This window comes from Methylocystis sp. (genome assembly GCF_046349115.1).
In the GTDB taxonomy this organism is placed as follows: domain Bacteria; phylum Pseudomonadota; class Alphaproteobacteria; order Rhizobiales; family Beijerinckiaceae; genus Methylocystis.
In genome coordinates, this window is sequence record NZ_JAXMCX010000002.1 from 608,423 (window position 1) to 626,227 (window position 17,805).

Below are 17,805 nucleotides of genomic sequence, written 5' to 3' on the forward strand. Positions count from 1 at the left end.
CCTGGTTAAACGGTCTCCAACGCTTTCAGGTTGGCCCGTTTTTGTTCGAGTTCTGCAAAGGCGTCATGCGCTTTTTGTGCCACGCCCATGATGGAGTTCCAATTGATTGGCAGCTCCTCTGACAGGTCGTGCAAGTCCATTTTTGCCTGCATCGCTTTGGCGGACAGTTTCTTGATTTCGGCCTTCAGGTCGTCGATCTCGCTCATGCGTTCGCCTCAGTAGTTCGCAACGGCGGGAAATTTTTCGATCATCTCCACCCCCGACTGAACATATTTGTCGCCTTCGGAGGCAAGCTTCTCGAAACTGTCGAAGCCGAAGCGGTGAACATCGCGCAATTGTTTGTTCACGACGATGAGTCTGCCGCCGATGAGCACCATGCGGCCAAAACCCTCGTGACTCATCTTGAGCATCGGCGAAATCATCACGCCGGTCGTGCGCTCGATCATCAGACAGATGGCGTTGAAGAACAGCTCCAGCCGCCAGATCGTCTCGGGATCGGGATCGCCGATAATCGGCAGGGCGCGGCGCGCCTCCTTGTCGACGATATAGGGCGCGAGAAGCTCAAGATCGCCTTTCCCTTCCCACGCGCCATGCGTGTCCTGCGCGCGCCAAACCTTGATAAGCTCCTTGATGAAAGGAAGCTCCGCGACAGAGTTTTTGTCCAGTTCCGCGACAGCCGTCGACATGTCTACTCCTTAGTCCTCGAAATCCAGCACGCGTTCCTTGCCTTTCGCCAGGGCCTTTCGCAGCCATGGCGGCGGCACGCCACGCAACACTTCCTCCAGCTTCGCAAGGAGATCGTCGATCGCCTCCGGCTGGTTGACTTTCATCGGATGAATATTGTTGGCGACAACGCGCGCCGCGCCGGACCCGCCGATCGCCGCCACGTAGAGTATGGCGCAGTCCTTGATCGCTTCGATCTTCGGCGCGAGCTTATCCTCGTTGCCATCCTCCTTGAGATCGCCTTCGAACTGAATCGCCTCTAGGAATTCATGTCCTTCGGGACCGATCTCATAAATCGCGATATTCTTCGCCCAGCCGAAATGAGCGTCGACGCGCTTCAGGTCCTGGGTGGCGAATGCGACTTTCATGACGCCTCCAATTCTCTGTCAATGTGTAGCCGCATGCAGCGACTCGACGCCATCGCGCCAGCTCTCTGGCGTTGGCTCGTGGTTATCTTCGTGGTCGGCCATCAGAAGATTGCTGATATCGAAAATGAGGTCGCGTCCGCCCCGATATCCAACGGTGAGCTGATGTCCGCCGCCGAGACGATCGAACATTGGAATGCCGATCCGGAAAAAGGGAATTTTCAGCCTCGCGGCGCCTTGCCGGCCATGCGAATGAGTGACGAGCAAATCGCAGCCGCGTTCGCGGGCGAGATTTTCCAGATCTTCCAGGTCCCCAATGAGCACATCGTCGGTCGCGACGCGCTCCAGGATCGGCGACTGGGTCGTCGTCACCGCCACATGTATCTGTGCGCCCATTTCAGTCAGCAATCCGCCGACGTCATAGAGAAGATCAGGTTCGGCGCCGATTGCGACCTTGCGCCCGCCAATGTGGAAATGTCCGTCGAGCATCGCGTCGACGAGTTGGCCCCGCTGGCGACGATATTTCATCGGCGCCGGTCTGCCGCTTATCTCGCTCAGAAAGGCAATGAAGGCGTCATTCGATTCAAGCCCGCAGAGACGTTCGAACAGCCGATAGGGAATGCCGGTCTTTTCTTTCATCGCCTCGGCGGCGAGTTTCATCTGGGCGCCGATCGCGATCGTCCATCCCGCCTCCCCCATCGCCGCGACTTCCTCGACGCCCACGCCGCCGATCGTGGTCGGCGTGAAATCATCAGGAATGTGGCCATCGAGCGAGCCGGACAAATCCGGCAAAAAGGTCGGCGCAAGCCCGAAATCCTCGATGATCGTTCGCAGCTCTTCGAGATCGCCGGGCGTAAGATGGCAGCCTGGAAGAACATTGACGCGCGTCTGGTCGCGCCGCGAAGCGTTCTTCGGCGCATCAACCAAAACCTCGATGATCTTGGCGACGGTTTTTCCCCAACCGTCCTGGAAGGCGTCCTTGAAGTCCGGCGTCGACACGTAAACCATCGGAAGATTCGCGACATCGGCGTGTTTGGCGCGAATCTGACGGATATAGCCGTCGACGTCGTCGCCCTTCGTCTCGGTCACGCCGGTCGAACAAATGCCGATGATTTCTGGCTTGGCGCGCTTATATATATTCAGCACCGCTTGCTCGACATTTTCATAGCCGCCGAGAACCGTCGCGACTTCGCTCATCGCGGTCGTCTGCATCGGTATGGCTTCTTTAAAATGCCGGGTGAAGAGGACCAGCCCGAAGGAGGTGCATCCTTGCGAGCCGTGCAGCAGCGGCATCGCCCCGCGCAACCCCATGAACGCCAGCGCGCCGCCGATCGGCTGACTCATCTTCAGCGGATTGACCGAACAGGCCTTCTTGCCAACAGTCACGGTCGCCATGGATTACTCCGCCGCGATCGCCGGCGCGACAGGCGCCATCTGTTCGAGAATTTCGTCGATGCGGACCGCGCAGGCGCCGCAGCCGCCGGAAGCGTTGGTGTGTTCGCGGACGCCTTCGACGGTCGTCAGGCCGTGAGCAAGGATCGCGTCCTCGATCACGCCGAGCGCGACGCTCTTGCAGTTACAGATTTTCTTCGCGCGACGCGTTTCCTCGGCCTTGACCGGGTCGGCGGCGAGCGCCGCGGCTTCCGCTTCCGCTTCCGCGATCGCCCTGGTCTGCCAATTGTCCTCGGGGTTTTCCCAAGGCGCCGGCCTGCGCACCTGCGCCCAGACGGGATTGTAAAGCGCCTTGTCGATCTCTTCGACCAGCTTCACCATGCCGACATAGCCCATATAGGCATGGTGACGTTCCTGATTGATGTCGAGCCAGGGCATGGAGGCCTTAAGCGCGATGAACTGCGAGCGGCCGCCGGACAGCATGATGTCGGCGCGCGCATCCTTCAGCATCTTATACATTTCGCGCGGCGTCATATCCTCGATCATATGCGCATCTTGACCCATCAATTCCTTGATGCGCTCCTTGTCTTCCTTGGTGGATTTTTTCACCGACGTGCCAACAAGCTCCAGCCCTGCTTCCTGCAGCGCCGCCACCACCGACCACGACTTGACGCCGCCGGTGATCAGCAGAACCTTCTTGCCTTCAAAGCGCGGCTTGTATTTCGCGATCGCCGCCCAGGCCCGCGCTTCCTCGCGCGCGATCACCGCCTCGGTGCGGCCCATCAATTCGGCCGGCGCGCCGCGCTCGATCAGCAGCCGCGCGATCTCGCGCAATGAATCGCTTGTGTCTTCGATGCCGTAGAAGGAGCCTTCGAAGAAGGGGATGCCGTAGCGCTCCTCCATCTTGCGCGCGACATTGATCATCGCCTTGGAGCACACCATCATCGCGGCCTTGGCGCGATGCGAATAAGCGACCTCGCGATATTTTCCGTCGCCGGAAATGCAGGAGAGAATACGAATGCCGATCTCGTCGAGAAGCGGCTTTACCTGCCACAATTCGCCGGAAAGATTATATTCGCCGATGATGTTGAGGTCATAGGGCGTCGTATAATCCGGCTCTTCCGTGCCGATCACATGCTGCAGCAACGCCTCGCCGGCGAGCTTGTTGCCGAGATTCTTCGGCCCGACGAAACCAGGCGAATTGATCGGAATCACCGGCTTGTTGAATTTCTCGCGCGCCGCCTTGCACACCGCGTCAATATCGTCGCCGATCATCGCCGGCACGCAGGTCTGATAGACGAACACCGCCGGCGGATCATATTTTTCGATGATTTCCCTGATCGACTTGAACAGCCGCTTCTCGCCGCCGAAGACGACGTCGGTCTCGTTAATGTCGGTCGTGAAACCCGTGCGCCAGAGATTGGAACCAGACGACTTGGCGCCGCGATTGTCCCAGGAGTTTCCTTCGCAGGCGATGGGGCCGTGGACGAGATGCGCCACGTCGGTGAGCGGCTGCAGCGCGATCTTCGCGCCGTCGAAGGCGCATCCGCCCGCCGCGCCGCCAGGTTGCAACTGCTTTGTGCAGCCCTTCTTACGTTCCGCTTCCGACTTGTTGGCGTTCTTACCGCAACCAGGTTCGTTAAAGACATCCTGGATGGTTGCCGAAAGCGAACTCATCTAGCCTCTCCTCAGTCGCGTTAGTAACGGATCTATTGAGCAAGAGTTGGGCCGCTCCCGCGCCTGAGCGCGGGAGCGAGACAGCGATCAGCGAATAATGTCGAAGCTATAGTCGCTCTTCGCCGGAACATTGGTGTTGCGATCGATCTCCTCGAAAATCCGATCGAGGATCCACACCAGGGTGTTCAGACCGCCCTGATAACCCCACACCGGATAACGGTGATGGTGATGGCGATCGAAGACCGGGAAGCCGATGCGGATGAGCGGCGTTCCGGTATCGCGCTCGAGATATTTGCCGTAGGTGTTGCCGATCAGGAAGTCGACCGGCTCCGTGAACAGCAGCGAACGCATGTGCCACAGATCGCGACCCGGATAGACGTGGCAGTTCTTGCCGAACGGCGAGCTGTCGAACAGTTCCTGGACTTTTGCCGCCCAGGCCTTGCCGCCATTCGTCGCAAGAACATGCGTCGGCTCGGCGCCGAGCTCCAGCAGGAAGCCCGCGAGGCCAAGGCAGAGATCCGGATCGCCGTAGATCGCGAATTTCTTACCGTGAATATGGGCGCTCGAATCCGCGATCGCGTCGACGAGCCGGCCGCGCTCCTTCTCAAGCTCCACCGGAATCGCCTTGCCGGTGAGGCGCGAAATTTCCTGAAGGAACTTGTCCGTCGCGGTCACGCCGATCGGATGGTTGAAGGCCGCGACTTCATGGCCATGCTCCTTGATCAGGGGCAGCGTCTTCTCGGTGCAATATTCCTGCATCGAGACCGTCGCCTTGGCGTTCAGCGCCTTCGCCGTTTCTTCGAGCGTGGTGCCGCCATCATACATGCGGAACTCGCCGTCGGTCGGCGTGTCGAACACTTCGCTGTTGTCGGCCAGGATGGTCGCCTCGACGCCCATCAGACCGAAAATGCGCTTGATCTCGCGAATGTTTCCGACCGTGTAACCGTCGAAGCCGCCGATGAAGTTGATCGAGTCGTTCACCTCGCGCTCAAGTTTGGGCGCGGTGCCCGCCTTGCCGTCCCAGAAATGCTCGATAATGCCCTTCAAAGCATTGTCGTATCCGGTGACATGGCTGCCCACGAAGGCCGGCGTGTGCGCGAAGGGGACGTCATATTCCGCCGGAACCGAGCCCTTCTCCTTCGATGTCTTGATGAAGGCGTTAAGATCGTCGCCGATCACTTCCGCCATGCAGGTCGTGGAGACCGCGATCATCTTGGGCTTATACATATTGTAGGTGTTCGCAAGCCCGTCGATCATGTTGTTGAGGCCGCCGAACACGGCCGCGTCCTCGGTCATCGACGAAGAGACGCAGGAACTCGGCTCCTTGAAGTGACGCGAAAGATGGCTGCGATAATAGGCGACGCAGCCCTGCGAACCATGCACGAAGGGGATCGTTCCTTCGAAGCCGACCGCGGCGAAAACCGCGCCGAGCGGCTGGCAGGCCTTGGCCGGATTGACGGTCAAAGCTTCGCGGGCGAAATTCTTTTCGCGATATTCGGGCGTTTTCGCCCATTCACGAACACGCTCGACTTCCGCGGGATCGCGCGGATTCTCGAACATCTTCTTCTTGTTGGCCAGCATCTGCTGGTATTCCGGCCCCCTGAAGAGGTCGAAGTGGTCTAGCACATTTTCGGCATTCTGGGGCATGGCTAAGTCCTAAACTTCATAAGAGTGAGGAAAGGGTCCGGCGCTCAACAGCGCGTGTTTGCGCCGGACCCCGTTCAATCATTCGGCGGCTTGCAGCAGCGGCGCGGGCTGGACCTTCCAGGGCGCCTTCGCCATCTTCCAGACCGGCGCGTTGATCGCCATGTCCATGTCGCGGGCAAAGATCGCGAATCCGTCATAGCCATGATAGGGGCCCGAATAGTCCCAGCTATGCATCTGGCGGAACGGCACGCCCATCTTCTGGAAGACGTATTTCTCCTTGATGCCCGAGCCGACGAGGTCCGGCTGGATTTTCTCGACGAAGCGCTCGAACTCATAACCGGTCACGTCGTCGTAGATCAGCGTGCCGTCCTTGACGTAATGCTGGGCGGTGCGCTGATAGTCGTCGTTGTGGCCAAACTCATAGCCGGTGCCGACGACTTCCATGCCGAGATCTTCATAGGCGCCGATCACGTGACGCGGGCGCAGGCCGCCGACGAACAGCATGACCGTCTTGCCTTCAAGACGCGGACGATACTTCGCGATCACCGCATCCATCAGAGGCTGATATTTGGCGATGACCCGCTCGGCGCCTTCCTTGATCTTGTCGTCGAAATAGCCCGCGATCTTGCGCAGCGACTCGGCGATCTTGCTCGGTCCGAAGAAGTTGTATTCGCACCACGGAATCCCGTACTTTTCTTCCATGTGGCGGGAAATGTAGTTCATCGAACGGTAGCAGTGCAGCACGTTCAGCTTCGCCTTCGGCGTCGCCTCGAGTTCCGCCAGCGAACCGTCGCCCGACCACTGCGCAATCACGCGAAGGCCCATCTCCTCGAGCAGAATGCGCGAGGACCAGGCGTCGCCGCCGATGTTGTAGTCGCCGATGATCGCGACGTCGTAGGGCGTCGGCTCGAAACGCGGCGCGGCGTTCGGGTCCATCTTGTCGAAGACCCAGTCGCGGATCGCGTCATTGGCGATGTGGTGGCCAAGCGACTGCGAAACGCCGCGGAAGCCTTCGCAGCGCACCGGCACGATCGTCTTGCCTTCATATTCCTTCGACTTCTGCTTCGACACCGCCTCGATGTCGTCGCCGATGAGGCCGATCGGGCATTCAGACTGAACGGTGATGCCGTTGTTGAGCGGGAACAGCTCCTGGATTTCGTCCATGATCTTGGCGAGCTTCTTGTCGCCGCCGAAGACGATGTCCTTCTCCTGGAAGTCCGAGGTGAATTGCATCGTGACGAAAGTGTCGATGCCGGTCGTGCCGATATAGTAATTGCGGCGCGCCGCCCAGGAATACTGACCGCAGCCGACCGGGCCGTGGCTGATGTGGATCATGTCCTTGATCGGACCCCACACCACGCCCTTCGAACCGGCGTAGGCGCAGCCGCGGATGGTCATGACGCCCGGGATCGATTTGATGTTGGACTTGACGCCGCAATCCTGCTTGCCCTGCTCATGCACATTGAGGTGCTTGGCGCGGCGCTTCGCAGTCTTCTCGGGATAGACTTTCAAAACTTCTTCGATGAGCGCCTTGTTGCGGCTCTTGATTTCCGCGACGCTCTGAGCAGGTGATAAGCTCATCTTCCTCTCCGATCATTGAAGGAGAGAGCGGACCTTCGATCCGCCCCCTGACCAATTGCCTTAAGCGATGGCCGCGAGTTCAGCGGCGGATTTGCCGATCTGGCTCTCGTCGACCTGCTTCATGATGCCGTGCTCCATGAGCATGTCTTCGAGTTCGTCCATGGTGATCGGGGTCGGGATGATGCCCTTGCCCTGATTGCCATGGACCTTCGTCGCCAGATTGCGGTAGTGGGTCGCTTGAGCCGATTCCGGCGCATATTCCAGAACCGTCATGCGGCGCAGCTCGGCGTGCTGAACGATATTGTCGCGCGGCACGAAATAAATCAGCTGCGTGCCAAGCTTCTTCGCCAGAGCTTCGGCAAGCTCAAGCTCCTTGTCGGTCTGGCGCTCGTTGCAGACCAGGCCGCCCAGGCGCACGCCGCCGGAATTGGCGTATTTCAGAATGCCCTTCGAGATGTTGTTGGCGGCATACATCGCCATCATCTCGCCGGACATGACGATGTAAATCTCCTGCGCCTTGTTCTCGCGGATCGGCATCGCAAAGCCGCCGCAGACAACGTCGCCCAGCACGTCGTAGGACACATAGTCGATGTCCTCGTATGCGCCGTTCTCCTCAAGGAAGTTGATCGAGGTGATGACGCCGCGGCCGGCGCAGCCGACGCCCGGCTCCGGACCGCCAGACTCAACGCAACGAATGTCGCGATAGCCGACCTTCATCACGTCCTCGATCTCGAGGTCCTCGACGCTGCCGGCGTTCGCCGCCAGGCTCAGGATGGTGTCCTGCGCCTTGGCGTGAAGAATAAGGCGCGTCGAATCCGCCTTCGGGTCGCAGCCGACAATCAAAATGCGGTGACCCATCTCCGCAAGCGCGGCCAATGTATTCTGGGACGTCGTCGACTTGCCGATGCCCCCCTTCCCGTAAAACGCGATCTGCCGTAGTGACATCTTCGTCTCCTGCTGTGCGCTGCCGTCGTCCCTCACCGTCGACTTCCGGCCCTGAATCTGCGCCTGACCGGGAGCATTCCTTCTCTCGCGCACTAGCGAGGTTTAGGGTCCGATCGAGTTGCGATGGCCATCTCGCAAGGCGCATGCCAGCAGCTTGAAAAGTTTTTATTACGTAATTTCAATTAGTTCCAAATTCGCTGGCCCGAATGTTTCGATGTGTGAAAGTTGACATGAGGAATGAGCGCAACATTGCTGGGAGGATTTTACATACCGTCGAAGCCCATGGACCGAAGGAGGCTCGACGTCTCGCGCCGACCAGGATTTGCGTTCGCCGTTCGCCGGTCTATGGTCCGTCTCAGGACGAATAAGAATTGAGGTCGACCGTCGCGCGACGACGGGCTCTTTCACGCCGATCAGGAATTGAATTCGCCGTTGACGCGGCGTCGCGCCGTCTCGGCGACGATCGGATCGGAATCATTGAGCAGCGGCGCGACTTCCTCCGCCGACAGCCGCGACGCCAGGCAATGGCGCACCCGCCAATCCGGATCCTCGCGTAGAAGTGACAATTGTTCCATTGTCATGCGCTGCGCGACTTCGAGCCGAACGTCGGCCGACGGATCAAGCGCCATTCGGCCCAGCCACCGCTCGTCGACGCGTTGCGCAACAATTCGTCGCACCTGAATTTCCGTATCGTCAATCATCAACACGAGCAGCGGCGGATCAAGCCGACGCGCGACGACGATGCGGACGTAATAATCCTCATCCTCCATCATCGGCAACAGATCGGCGCCATCGAGAAGCGTCGCGATGCGGATGCGGACTTCACGATGAGGGTCCTTGCGCAGCTCCAATCGGTATCGATGCGGTAAGCGGCGCACCGCTTCCCATCGAACGGTCTCATCGGGATCGTTCAGCATCGCCGGAAGCAGGAATGTGTTGACGAACTTCGCGGCGATCGCCCGCACCTCGAAATGAGGATGTGCGAGATGCTCCTCGGCGAGCTCGGGATTCCATTCAAAAAATCGATCGATGCGTCGTGCGTAGCGATCCTGCACGCAGGCTTTGCGCAATTCGCAGCGACCCGAAGGCAACAATTCCTGATGAGGACAGGCGCCGCAATCGACGTCGCGTCCCAAATAGTCTCGCGCCTCGTCAATGTCAGTCGTCATCGGAAACGCCAATCCTGTCGAGAACGCCAAGCAACACCTTAGCGCCAATCTTATCGGATGGATCGAGTTCCTGAAGCTTCATCACCGCTTCACGGCTCTCTTCGATCTCGCCCAGCCGCATTTTCAAATAGGCGTAACCTTTCAGGGTGAATAGATAGAAACGCGGGAGCACCGCGTCATAACTGTCAAAGATCGCGTCGTCTTTGGTGACCAGTCGCCATTCGATGGAAAAGTTGTTTTCGCGCGCGGCTTTTACAAGGCAGCGTTCGGCAATGCCCAACGCTTCCCGCAAACGCCCCTTGTAGAAATAGAAGCGGTAAAAACCGATCAGCACGGCGGCGTGATCGGGGGCGTGGCTCTCCGCCTGCCGCAAATATTCCTCGGCCGTCGCCGAGTCGGCATAGGCTTCGGCGGCGCGCCAGAGGCATATTTCCGCTTCTTCTGGCAAGCCGCCGCCTAGAATCGCCTCGGCGAGATAATTCTGATCGCCGAGGCTCGTATCGACATCCTCGAAATGCATTGTCCGAGTCTGCCTTCAGCTCAGTGCGCGTGCTCCACGAAGGTCGTAGCGCTGCTCGAGCATGAGCCGCCAGCGCTCTTCGGATCATGGAATTTCAGCCCGCCGCCGGTTGGCGAGTCGGCGAAATCGATGGTGACGCCTTCGAGCAGCAGGCGGCTTTGCGCCGGAAGGTAGAACTTCAGCCCGTCGACGATAAATTCCTGGTCCCCGTCGCGCGGCGTCGCCTCGACGTCGAATTCCGCCGACATGCCGGAACATCCGCCAGGCGACACGAACAAACGGAATCCTCCAGCAGGATTCGCGCTGAATTGGATCATGCGCCGAACAAACTTATGCGCGGCGGGAGTCATCGTAAATTTCATCAAATCCTCCTTACGCAGGCGGCTGATATCGCGGGTAGGAATTGTCGATCACGCAAGTATTATCGACCGGGCAGACGGCGGCGCATTGCGGCGCGTCGAAATGACCGATGCACTCTGTGCACTTTTTCGGATCGATCACGAAAGTTCCGTTCTTTTCCGAAATTGCGACATTGGGGCATTCCGGCTCGCATGCCGAGCAGCTCGTGCACTGCGAAGCGATGATTTTCAAAGTCATTGCGTCTTCTCCTTAAGACATTGCGGGGCTTGACGCCCCGCAAGTCTTTCTACATTTCACCGTTACGCGGCATTGATGAGCGCGCCTTGACGGATTTCGGCGTCGCCGCGCTGGACATGTTCGATCTCGCCGGAATTGACCTTGTCGAGATAGGCCTTGAACCAGGCGATCGCCGACTTCTCGATGAACTCATGCGCATATTGATCGACAGGCTCGATCCCCGCCTTCAACAGATCGTTCTTCGGGCAGCCGCCGATCTTCGCCACAAACACCGCATGGCAGTCGTTGATCGCGCGGATCACCGTCTCCAGACTGTCCTCGTCGCCATAGCCGCCCTGGCAGTAAAGATCGACCCGACGATGACCGACGAATTTCGCGCCCTTGGTCGTGAGTTCGTAAACCTGGAACTCCTTCGCATGGCCAAAATGTTCGTTGATCAGGCCAGACCCTTTCGTCGCCACCGCGATCAGAAGCTGGATGTCGCTGCTCGCCCCGGCAAGCGTCGCAAGCTCCTCCTGCTTCGCCGCCACCTTCGCGACACGCTCCTCTTCAACCTTCTCCTGATAGGCCTTGCGGCCCTCAAGATCATAGTCGACCTCCATCGCCATGATCTTGTCCGTCGTGAACTCCGCGCTGCGGTCCTCGCCCAGAAGACCGACCGCGTCCGCACGGCACTGACGGCAGTGCCGCATCATGTTCATCTCGCCTTCGCAGCTGTCCTGCAGCGCCTTCAATTCCTGCGCCGACGGGCCGCGCTGGCCGGTCAGGCCAAACACCGTTCCATGCTCAGGCGACGAAATCAGCGGCATGATATTGTGCAGGAACGCCCCGCGCGACTTCACCGCCTTGTTCACCTCGATCAGATGGCGGTCGTTGATCCCCGGGATCATCACCGAATTCACCTTGCACAGAATCCCGCGCTCAGTGAGCATCTCAAGCCCCTGAAGCTGGCGGTCGGTCAGAAGCTTCGCCGCCTCGACCCCGGTGTAGCGCTTATGCTTCCAGAACACCCAAGGGTAAATCCGCGCGCCGATCTCGGGATCGATCATATTGATCGTGATCGTCACGTGATCGACGTTGAACCCCGCGATCGTGTCGACATGGTCCGGCAGCGCCAGCCCATTCGTCGACAGGCACAGCTTGATGTCGGGCGCCGTCCGCGAAATCAGATCGAAGGTCTTGAAGGTCTTCTCCGGATTGGCCAGAGGATCGCCAGGACCGGCGATTCCCAGCACCGTCATCTGCGGAATCGTCGAGGCCACCGCCAGAACCTTCTTGGCCGCCTGCTCGGGCGAGAGCTTCTCCGACACCACGCCGGGACGCGACTCATTGGCGCAATCATATTTGCGGTTGCAGTAGTTGCACTGGATGTTGCACGCCGGGGCCACCGCCACATGCATGCGCGCGTAATGGTGATGCGCCTCCTCGCTGTAGCAGGGATGGTTCTTCACCTTCTCCCAGATCTCGGTCGGAAGATCCCCCTCGCCGGCGCCGGAGCCGCAGCTCGCCTTGCCGCTCCCCCCCGACGTCCCGCACCCCTTATGCTCCGCAATCTGCTGCATAATCCCCTCAAGCCCCGGAGATGATGCTTCCCCAGACGCGACGTCGATTTCAGTCCCTAGCGATTCCATGTGACGATCCCCTCTGGCCGCTGGACCTTGCGCTGCATTTCGAGCGCAGGGAGCGCTTTGAAAAAAGCTCTACGGTTGGGATCGCAACTAGCGTGCCAGCGGCGCACTCTTATTAAGTAATTTAAATTCAATAAGTTATTTTAATCCGCCCGATGTCCGTACATAAACATACAAGCTACGTCAGTTTGTATCTGTTATAAACGCGACATCGATCCCCTCTTCGTCCGCTCCCTAAAGACTCTCGTATTGACCGACGATCCGCAGATCAATGCGCGCATTGGGAATGGTCGAGGGAGCGTCGGCCATCGCCTCTCCTCATTGTCGATTCTGGTTCGATTCGTCGCAGGGCCGAGCCATAAGCACACAGCTTAAGAGTGGCGTCCTTCTCGACATGGGTCGATGGTTCGATCATGGCGCGATAGAGCGAGAAACGTAACGCTTGGCTCGTTGCCCGCCCGATGGGTTGGCGGATAGAAGAAGCGGACCCATGCGACGCGCCAACTGGCAAATCGCATCGTCAATTATTTCTCGGCGTCGACCCGATTGTCGCTAACGAAAGGGCGTCGGCTCGCGAAGTCAATCCGCGGCCAGCGTCACAGCGCGCCATTCCTAATCCAACGATCAGCCCGCGGGCACACAGGTGTTTTCGACCGGACAAACTTCCGCGCAGCGCGGCGTGTCGAAGTGTCCCTCGCATTCAGTGCATTTCTTGGGATCGATAATATACATGTCGTTCTTTAACCGAATCGCGGCGTTCGGACATTCGAACTCGCAGGCGCCGCACACGGTGCATTGCGACGCGACAATCTTATAGGCCATGGCGCGACTCCTCGCTCGTTCTATGCCAGGGCCTTGCCTTCAATTCGCATGCCAGACCTGAGAGCGCATAAAGCGCAAGGAGCGGCGACAAATCGCGCCTTAATCGTAATGTTTTAGACAAATGTGTATTGTTCGACAGACAAGAATCACCGACGCGAAGCGCGCCCCGCTCAAACCGATCGATGCGCTTTAAGTCAAAACCGCTTGACTTCTATATTATATTTCTTGAGCGCGTAATTGACTTGACGCAGCGACAAGCCGAGCAGGCGCGCCGCCTTCGCCTGAACCCAAGCGGCTTTCTCCATCCCTTCGATGAGCTTGTCTCTGTCGATCATCCGTCGCACCGGCGGATAGCCGGGACCGTCGTTGAATTCGTCTTTTTCGGACGCCGAGGCAAATTCGTCGTGCTTGGGCATGGACGTCTGTCCGCCCGGAAGGGCAATATTAATCTCTCGGTCAGCGGCCTTTGCCGGCGGCGTCGCCGTAGAATGATGACCCTGCGGATTCTGGGCGCCGCGATAGGCGCCGCTGCCGCTCCCCGTCCACAACAGGGCGGAAAGACATTTTCCAGAAGCGCAGGCAAAGTCCTCGCCGATGACGCTTTCGTCATGCGCCAAAGTCGCGGTTCGACGCACGCAATTCTCGAGCTCCCTCACATTGCCGGGGAAATAACAGCGCTGCAGCGTTTCGATGGCGGTCTCGGAAAAGACATGGCTGCGCTCGTTTTCCGCGTTGAAACGATCGAGGAATTTTTGAGCGAGCAGCGCGACGTCTCCCGGACGTTCGCGGAGCGGCGGCAAAAATACCGGAACCACATTGATGCGGTAATAGAGATCGGCGCGAAACTCGCCTTTCGCGACGGCTTCCTCCAAATTCTTGTTCGTCGCGAAAATCAAGCGCACATCCACCTTCAGCGTGCGCGTGCCGCCCACGCGCTCGAATTCGCCTTCCTGCAGCACGCGCAGCAGCTTCGCCTGAAAGGCGGTGGAAATCTCGCCGATTTCGTCGAGCAGCAAGGTGCCGCCATTCGCCATTTCGAACCGGCCCGCCCGCTGCGCGACCGCGCCAGTAAAGGCGCCGCGCTCATGTCCGAACAATTCGGATTCGAGAACGCTCTCGGGCAAGGCGGCGCAATTCAGCTTGACGAAAGCCATGGTCCTGCGCGGCGAAAGATCGTGCACGGCGCGGGCAAACAATTCCTTGCCGGTTCCGCTCTCGCCGCGCAACAAGACCGTCGTGTTCGACTTGGCGACAACCGCGATCGTTTCCAATACATCGACGATCGCCGGGCTCTCGCCCACGATTCCGGCGATTTCGGGCGAAGGGGCGCGCGATTTCTTTCGCGACCGCGACGTCAACGCCTTTTCCAGGCTTGCCTGTTCGTTCAACAGGCGCTGTCGGTCCGCCGACAACATGCGGTGCAATTTGACGGTCTGTCCGATGAGATTGGCGATCATCGTGAGGAAACGAAGATCGCCATCGAAACTATGACCAGGAGGCCGCTCGCAGAGCCTGTTGATCGAGAGAGTTCCGATCACGCCGCCATCGGCCTTGATCGCCACCCCGACGAAAGAAACTTTGTCGCCGAGGCGCTGCGTGACGATATCGACAGAGTCGGCGAACAAGGGTTCGCTGCTTACATCCTGGATCACGATCGGCACGGCGGTCGCGACCAGTCGATCGATGATTTTGCGCGGCAATATATCGATCGCCGGCCGTCCGCCGGGGTCGGCCCAGCCGGAGGTCGCGACGATCTCCGGATCGCCTTTCTGGTCGAGCACGACAATCATGCCGAGCCGCATGTCCATAAATGAACTGAGCACGCTCACGACATTTGTCAGCGCATATTCGAGGCGCGCCGGCGCCGTTAAAATTTTGGAGATTTCGTAGATGCCAAACAGTGCCACGTCGGGAGAGGGCGTGCGCAAAGCCGTCGCGCGTTGCGTCGGGCTCGATGACGAAGCGCCTGTTCTGCCTTCGGGAGCGCTGTGTTCTTTCACGGCCGTTCTCCAGAGAACAGCCATGCCGCGCCAAACCTAGGCCGCTTTTCGCATATGCGAAGCATGGAATTATTCTGACTCCAGTTTTCCCTGCTGTCTTGTTCAAATTCCATACAAATCACAGTCCGATGTGCTTAAATGCAGTGCACAATCGGGCGCCAGCGAATTCGAGACGACTCGGCAAATGTCGCGAAGAGCCCCGCGAGTCGCGGGCGGCGAGGCGCAGCTCGCGCTCAAGCAGTTCGGTCAGCAAGCTCCTCGACGACCTTCCATCCGACGCTGCCATAGGGGTCCTTCTTCGACAGAAGATCGAGATATTCCCGCGCGGCCTCCTGATTTCCTCGCCGCAATTCGATGAAGCTGAGCGCTTTCAGCGTATACAGCGCAAAGCGCCCCGGCCCATCCTGGGCGTGCGTCGCTTCCGGCCATTCGCGGATGTCATCGGGCCATCCCGCCTGTTTCACGGCTTCCTTAAGGCCTTCCGTTGCGATATCCGCCGCGAAATCGAGACTGCCCATATAGGTGTGGATTTTGTACAGGCAGTAATAGGGCGCCAATTCGCCGGGATTGATGGACAGCGCCTGCCTGAAAAGCCGGTCGGCGGCCGCCCGGTCGCGCCGATAGGCCGCGACCCCCTGCTGCAAAAGATCATCGATCTCCGGCGCCACCGCGCCGAAATTTATCCGTTCACCGTCAGCGAGGGCTATGTCCATTCGCCGCGCCAAGCAACTCCCGGGCCAACAAATGCCGGCTGTGCGCAAGTTTCTTGAACCACGGTTCGACGCCGTGCGCCGAACCTATGGGGCGGATCGGAGAAGGAGGGCGTCCAAAATCTCGCATTCCGCCGCGCTCAAACGAAATTCGAAGATCGATAAATCCTCCGCCATATGGGTCTTCGAGGACGTGCCGGTCAGACACACGATGTCGCGCTGCGTCAGATAGCGGAAAAATATCTGGGCCGCGCTTCGCTCATGCTTTGCGGCGAGATCGGCTACCTCGGGCGACTTAAGGATTTCGACATTGGCGGTGAGGGTCCAGAAGCTTTGATAGACGATCCCGCTTTGGTCGCAGAAGGCCCGAATCTCCTGGTCGTAATGCGATTTTGCGTGAAAGCGGTTCTGAATCGTCGCGGGCCTGATCCGGGCCTTTTGGCACAGGGCGTCGAGCCGCGTCAGCTCATAGCAATTGCTCACCCCCAATTGTCGGACCAAGCCCTGGTCATAGAGGCTCTCCATCGCCCGCCAAACTTCGAGCGTATCCCTGTCGTCCGGATAGGGGGAATGAAGCACAAGCCCGTCGACCAGAGCGACGCGAAGATTGACGAGCGACGCCACGAATGACTGCCGAACCTGCTGCGTCAGGCTTGCGTGGGGGTCATAGGGAACATTGTTTGGATCCTGCCCGGCGAAGGGCGTAAATTTCGTTTGAAGATAAATCTCCGAACGCGCCGCCAGCCCGCTGCTGAAAACCGCGGCGAGCGCCTCGCCCACGCCCGGCTCATGGTAATGCCGCGGCTGACAGGCGGTGTCGACGCCCCGAAACCCCGAACGCAGCGCCAATTCCACCAGCGCCGCGGTGCGCTCCTTCTTCCAGGCGGAGCCATAGAGGAGACGAGGCATCGCCACCCCAAAGGCGGAGACGATATGGCGCTCGTCAGTTGTTTCCTGTTTCGGGTTCAGCGCGACCATCGCGTCGGCAAGGGTGGGGACAACTTTTCGATTGTCTCATTGGCGGGCGCGGACGACATTACCTCCGCGTCGAGAAGGGCGGCCAGCAATGACCGTACCGAATTCTCGGGGGCGGGACAACGATCGTTCCAGTTCTTCGATCAGTCAATCCTTTGACGCTTCTCGGCGCAGGAGGCGATGATGAAACTCGACGAACGCGAACATGGGGTGCTGGCTTTTGTCGATCTGGACGGCCGTGTCTGGGCGCAATGCGCGAAATCCTCTCCTTACGCCTCTGATTATGTGGTCGAAGGTCCGTTGAGCGGATTTGTGGTCGAGGATGGGACATTCACGGCGGAGAGCGAAAAGGAATTTCGTGATTGGCTCGACGATCGCCTGCTGTATGACGAACTGTTTCATGTAAAGGACCGGGAAGCCGCTATCGAAATAACAAAACTCATCGCCGAAGCCGCGGCTCGAATTCTAAAGGACCGGGAAACGCCGTAATGGAGAAAGCTTCTCGAACCGACGCGGTATGGCGATGAATGGGAAACGGGGAACGCCATGACCGACGACGCTTCAAACTATCGCTATTTTCTCTCTTATTCCGGGGTCAAACTGCCGCTGAAACTCGTCTCGCCGATCGAGGCCGGGGCGCTCGGCCATCGCAACACTTATATTCGCGCAAGCTATGACGCCGAAGAAAGGCTGCTGCGCTGCGAGAAGATCGTTTATGGCGAAGTCGAGCTGCGGCACGACTATGAATATCACGCCAATGGCGCGCTCAGCCGCGCGCTGATCGAAATGGGCGGCGACGAAACCGAAATGCGCTTCGACGCCGAGGGCCAGTTGCTGTCCGAATAATACGACATCCGTTTGATCTGCTCGGATGTCATTCCCGACGCGCGAAGCGCGATCGGGAATCCAGAGCAAGCCCAGCGTTCTTGGATTGGCTCTGGATTCCCGGTCAGGCCTTCGGCCTGCCGGGAATGACACGGCCCCAGCGAACGGATAAACCGGAATCCTTATGATTTGCCGATCGCGTCGCTTCGCATGCGCCTTGCGCATTAAT

Annotated in this window: 20 protein-coding genes; 3 read left to right on the forward strand and 17 right to left on the reverse strand. The window is 59.1% G+C overall.

The genetic code is table 11. The features are described 5' to 3' along the window. Positions 1 to 5: 5 nt before the first annotated feature. From U1E20_RS08805 to U1E20_RS08885, 17 genes are all read right to left on the reverse strand, one after another. Positions 6 to 206 carry a CCE_0567 family metalloprotein gene (locus tag U1E20_RS08805; RefSeq protein ID WP_409980218.1) on the reverse strand — a complete coding sequence of 67 codons (201 nt, stop codon included), beginning with the start codon at positions 204 to 206 and terminating at the stop codon, positions 6 to 8. Positions 207 to 215: 9 nt separating this feature from the next. Then, positions 216 to 686 (reverse strand): NifX-associated nitrogen fixation protein, encoded by a 471-nt coding sequence (locus U1E20_RS08810; protein ID WP_409980219.1) that lies wholly within the window; start codon positions 684 to 686, stop codon positions 216 to 218. Positions 687 to 695: 9 nt separating this feature from the next. Then, positions 696 to 1,091 carry a nitrogen fixation protein NifX gene (gene nifX / locus U1E20_RS08815; protein WP_409980220.1) on the reverse strand — a complete coding sequence of 132 codons (396 nt, stop codon included), beginning with the start codon at positions 1,089 to 1,091 and terminating at the stop codon, positions 696 to 698. Between the two features lie 18 nt (positions 1,092 to 1,109). Further along, complete coding sequence (gene nifN, locus U1E20_RS08820) at positions 1,110 to 2,483, reverse strand: nitrogenase iron-molybdenum cofactor biosynthesis protein NifN (RefSeq protein ID WP_409980221.1); 1,374 nt, start codon at positions 2,481 to 2,483, stop codon at positions 1,110 to 1,112. Between the two features lie 3 nt (positions 2,484 to 2,486). Further along, the gene (gene nifE, locus U1E20_RS08825) at positions 2,487 to 4,157 is read right to left on the reverse strand and encodes a nitrogenase iron-molybdenum cofactor biosynthesis protein NifE (protein ID WP_409980222.1); all 1,671 of its coding nucleotides are present in this window, start codon (positions 4,155 to 4,157) and stop codon (positions 2,487 to 2,489) included. A gap of 87 nt (positions 4,158 to 4,244) precedes the next feature. Continuing rightward, complete coding sequence (gene nifK, locus U1E20_RS08830; protein ID WP_409980223.1) at positions 4,245 to 5,804, reverse strand: nitrogenase molybdenum-iron protein subunit beta; 1,560 nt, start codon at positions 5,802 to 5,804, stop codon at positions 4,245 to 4,247. A gap of 78 nt (positions 5,805 to 5,882) precedes the next feature. Continuing rightward, on the reverse strand, positions 5,883 to 7,385 hold the full coding sequence (gene nifD, locus U1E20_RS08835) for a nitrogenase molybdenum-iron protein alpha chain (protein WP_409980224.1): 1,503 nt from the start codon (positions 7,383 to 7,385) through the stop codon (positions 5,883 to 5,885). A gap of 60 nt (positions 7,386 to 7,445) precedes the next feature. Then, a complete protein-coding gene (nifH, locus tag U1E20_RS08840; RefSeq protein ID WP_409980163.1) occupies positions 7,446 to 8,330 on the reverse strand; it encodes a nitrogenase iron protein in 885 nt (294 codons plus the stop codon). A 413-nt stretch (positions 8,331 to 8,743) separates the two neighbouring features. Then, a complete protein-coding gene (locus U1E20_RS08845) occupies positions 8,744 to 9,499 on the reverse strand; it encodes a 4Fe4S-binding leucine-rich repeat protein (RefSeq protein WP_409980225.1) in 756 nt (251 codons plus the stop codon). Further along, positions 9,489 to 10,019 (reverse strand): hypothetical protein, encoded by a 531-nt coding sequence (locus tag U1E20_RS08850; RefSeq protein WP_409980226.1) that lies wholly within the window; start codon positions 10,017 to 10,019, stop codon positions 9,489 to 9,491. Before U1E20_RS08850 ends, U1E20_RS08845 begins: the two co-directional genes overlap by 11 nt. 20 nt (positions 10,020 to 10,039) lie before the next feature. Beyond that, positions 10,040 to 10,381 (reverse strand): HesB/IscA family protein, encoded by a 342-nt coding sequence (locus U1E20_RS08855; protein WP_409980227.1) that lies wholly within the window; start codon positions 10,379 to 10,381, stop codon positions 10,040 to 10,042. A 10-nt stretch (positions 10,382 to 10,391) separates the two neighbouring features. Then, entirely contained in the window at positions 10,392 to 10,616 is a 225-nt protein-coding gene (locus tag U1E20_RS08860) for a 4Fe-4S binding protein (RefSeq protein ID WP_409980228.1), read from the reverse strand. Positions 10,617 to 10,678: 62 nt separating this feature from the next. Continuing rightward, on the reverse strand, positions 10,679 to 12,178 hold the full coding sequence (gene nifB, locus U1E20_RS08865; protein WP_409980229.1) for a nitrogenase cofactor biosynthesis protein NifB: 1,500 nt from the start codon (positions 12,176 to 12,178) through the stop codon (positions 10,679 to 10,681). 690 nt (positions 12,179 to 12,868) lie between these two features. Beyond that, positions 12,869 to 13,066, reverse strand: a complete 198-nt coding sequence (locus tag U1E20_RS08870; RefSeq protein WP_409980230.1) for a 4Fe-4S binding protein — start codon at positions 13,064 to 13,066, stop codon at positions 12,869 to 12,871. A gap of 194 nt (positions 13,067 to 13,260) precedes the next feature. Then, positions 13,261 to 15,066 carry a nif-specific transcriptional activator NifA gene (gene nifA, locus U1E20_RS08875; RefSeq protein WP_409980231.1) on the reverse strand — a complete coding sequence of 602 codons (1,806 nt, stop codon included), beginning with the start codon at positions 15,064 to 15,066 and terminating at the stop codon, positions 13,261 to 13,263. Positions 15,067 to 15,299: 233 nt separating this feature from the next. Next, the gene (locus tag U1E20_RS08880) at positions 15,300 to 15,779 is read right to left on the reverse strand and encodes a hypothetical protein (RefSeq protein WP_409980232.1); all 480 of its coding nucleotides are present in this window, start codon (positions 15,777 to 15,779) and stop codon (positions 15,300 to 15,302) included. Between the two features lie 84 nt (positions 15,780 to 15,863). After that, positions 15,864 to 16,685: an aldo/keto reductase family protein gene (locus tag U1E20_RS08885; protein WP_409980233.1), complete on the reverse strand. Its 822-nt coding sequence runs from the start codon at positions 16,683 to 16,685 to the stop codon at positions 15,864 to 15,866. Between the two features lie 24 nt (positions 16,686 to 16,709). Between U1E20_RS08885 and U1E20_RS08890 the strand changes: the two genes are divergently transcribed. Genes U1E20_RS08890 through U1E20_RS08900 form a run of 3 tightly spaced genes read left to right on the forward strand, consistent with a single transcriptional unit; the run spans position 16,710 to position 17,597 of the window. Then, positions 16,710 to 16,910 (forward strand): hypothetical protein, encoded by a 201-nt coding sequence (locus U1E20_RS08890; RefSeq protein ID WP_409980234.1) that lies wholly within the window; start codon positions 16,710 to 16,712, stop codon positions 16,908 to 16,910. Positions 16,911 to 16,931: 21 nt separating this feature from the next. After that, positions 16,932 to 17,240, forward strand: a complete 309-nt coding sequence (locus tag U1E20_RS08895) for a hypothetical protein (RefSeq protein ID WP_409980235.1) — start codon at positions 16,932 to 16,934, stop codon at positions 17,238 to 17,240. A 57-nt stretch (positions 17,241 to 17,297) separates the two neighbouring features. Beyond that, positions 17,298 to 17,597 (forward strand): DUF6156 family protein, encoded by a 300-nt coding sequence (locus U1E20_RS08900; RefSeq protein ID WP_409980236.1) that lies wholly within the window; start codon positions 17,298 to 17,300, stop codon positions 17,595 to 17,597. The last annotated feature ends 208 nt before the right edge of the window (positions 17,598 to 17,805 follow it).

Bases quoted from the DNA above. Each gene is read 5' to 3' on its own strand.
- U1E20_RS08805 (WP_409980218.1), bottom strand. From the start codon at position 206: ATGAGCGAGATCGACGACCTGAAGGCCGAAATCAAGAAACTGTCCGCC.
- U1E20_RS08810 (WP_409980219.1), bottom strand. From the start codon at position 686: ATGTCGACGGCTGTCGCGGAACTGGACAAAAACTCTGTCGCGGAGCTT.
- nifX (WP_409980220.1), bottom strand. From the start codon at position 1,091: ATGAAAGTCGCATTCGCCACCCAGGACCTGAAGCGCGTCGACGCTCAT.
- nifN (WP_409980221.1), bottom strand. From the start codon at position 2,483: ATGGCGACCGTGACTGTTGGCAAGAAGGCCTGTTCGGTCAATCCGCTG.
- nifE (WP_409980222.1), bottom strand. From the start codon at position 4,157: ATGAGTTCGCTTTCGGCAACCATCCAGGATGTCTTTAACGAACCTGGT.
- nifK (WP_409980223.1), bottom strand. From the start codon at position 5,804: ATGCCCCAGAATGCCGAAAATGTGCTAGACCACTTCGACCTCTTCAGG.
- nifD (WP_409980224.1), bottom strand. From the start codon at position 7,385: ATGAGCTTATCACCTGCTCAGAGCGTCGCGGAAATCAAGAGCCGCAAC.
- nifH (WP_409980163.1), bottom strand. From the start codon at position 8,330: ATGTCACTACGGCAGATCGCGTTTTACGGGAAGGGGGGCATCGGCAAG.
- U1E20_RS08845 (WP_409980225.1), bottom strand. From the start codon at position 9,499: ATGACGACTGACATTGACGAGGCGCGAGACTATTTGGGACGCGACGTC.
- U1E20_RS08850 (WP_409980226.1), bottom strand. From the start codon at position 10,019: ATGCATTTCGAGGATGTCGATACGAGCCTCGGCGATCAGAATTATCTC.
- U1E20_RS08855 (WP_409980227.1), bottom strand. From the start codon at position 10,381: ATGAAATTTACGATGACTCCCGCCGCGCATAAGTTTGTTCGGCGCATG.
- U1E20_RS08860 (WP_409980228.1), bottom strand. From the start codon at position 10,616: ATGACTTTGAAAATCATCGCTTCGCAGTGCACGAGCTGCTCGGCATGC.
- nifB (WP_409980229.1), bottom strand. From the start codon at position 12,178: ATGCAGCAGATTGCGGAGCATAAGGGGTGCGGGACGTCGGGGGGGAGC.
- U1E20_RS08870 (WP_409980230.1), bottom strand. From the start codon at position 13,066: ATGGCCTATAAGATTGTCGCGTCGCAATGCACCGTGTGCGGCGCCTGC.
- U1E20_RS08880 (WP_409980232.1), bottom strand. From the start codon at position 15,779: ATGGACATAGCCCTCGCTGACGGTGAACGGATAAATTTCGGCGCGGTG.
- U1E20_RS08885 (WP_409980233.1), bottom strand. From the start codon at position 16,685: ATGCCTCGTCTCCTCTATGGCTCCGCCTGGAAGAAGGAGCGCACCGCG.
- U1E20_RS08890 (WP_409980234.1), top strand. From the start codon at position 16,710: ATGGCGCTCGTCAGTTGTTTCCTGTTTCGGGTTCAGCGCGACCATCGC.
- U1E20_RS08895 (WP_409980235.1), top strand. From the start codon at position 16,932: ATGATGAAACTCGACGAACGCGAACATGGGGTGCTGGCTTTTGTCGAT.
- U1E20_RS08900 (WP_409980236.1), top strand. From the start codon at position 17,298: ATGACCGACGACGCTTCAAACTATCGCTATTTTCTCTCTTATTCCGGG.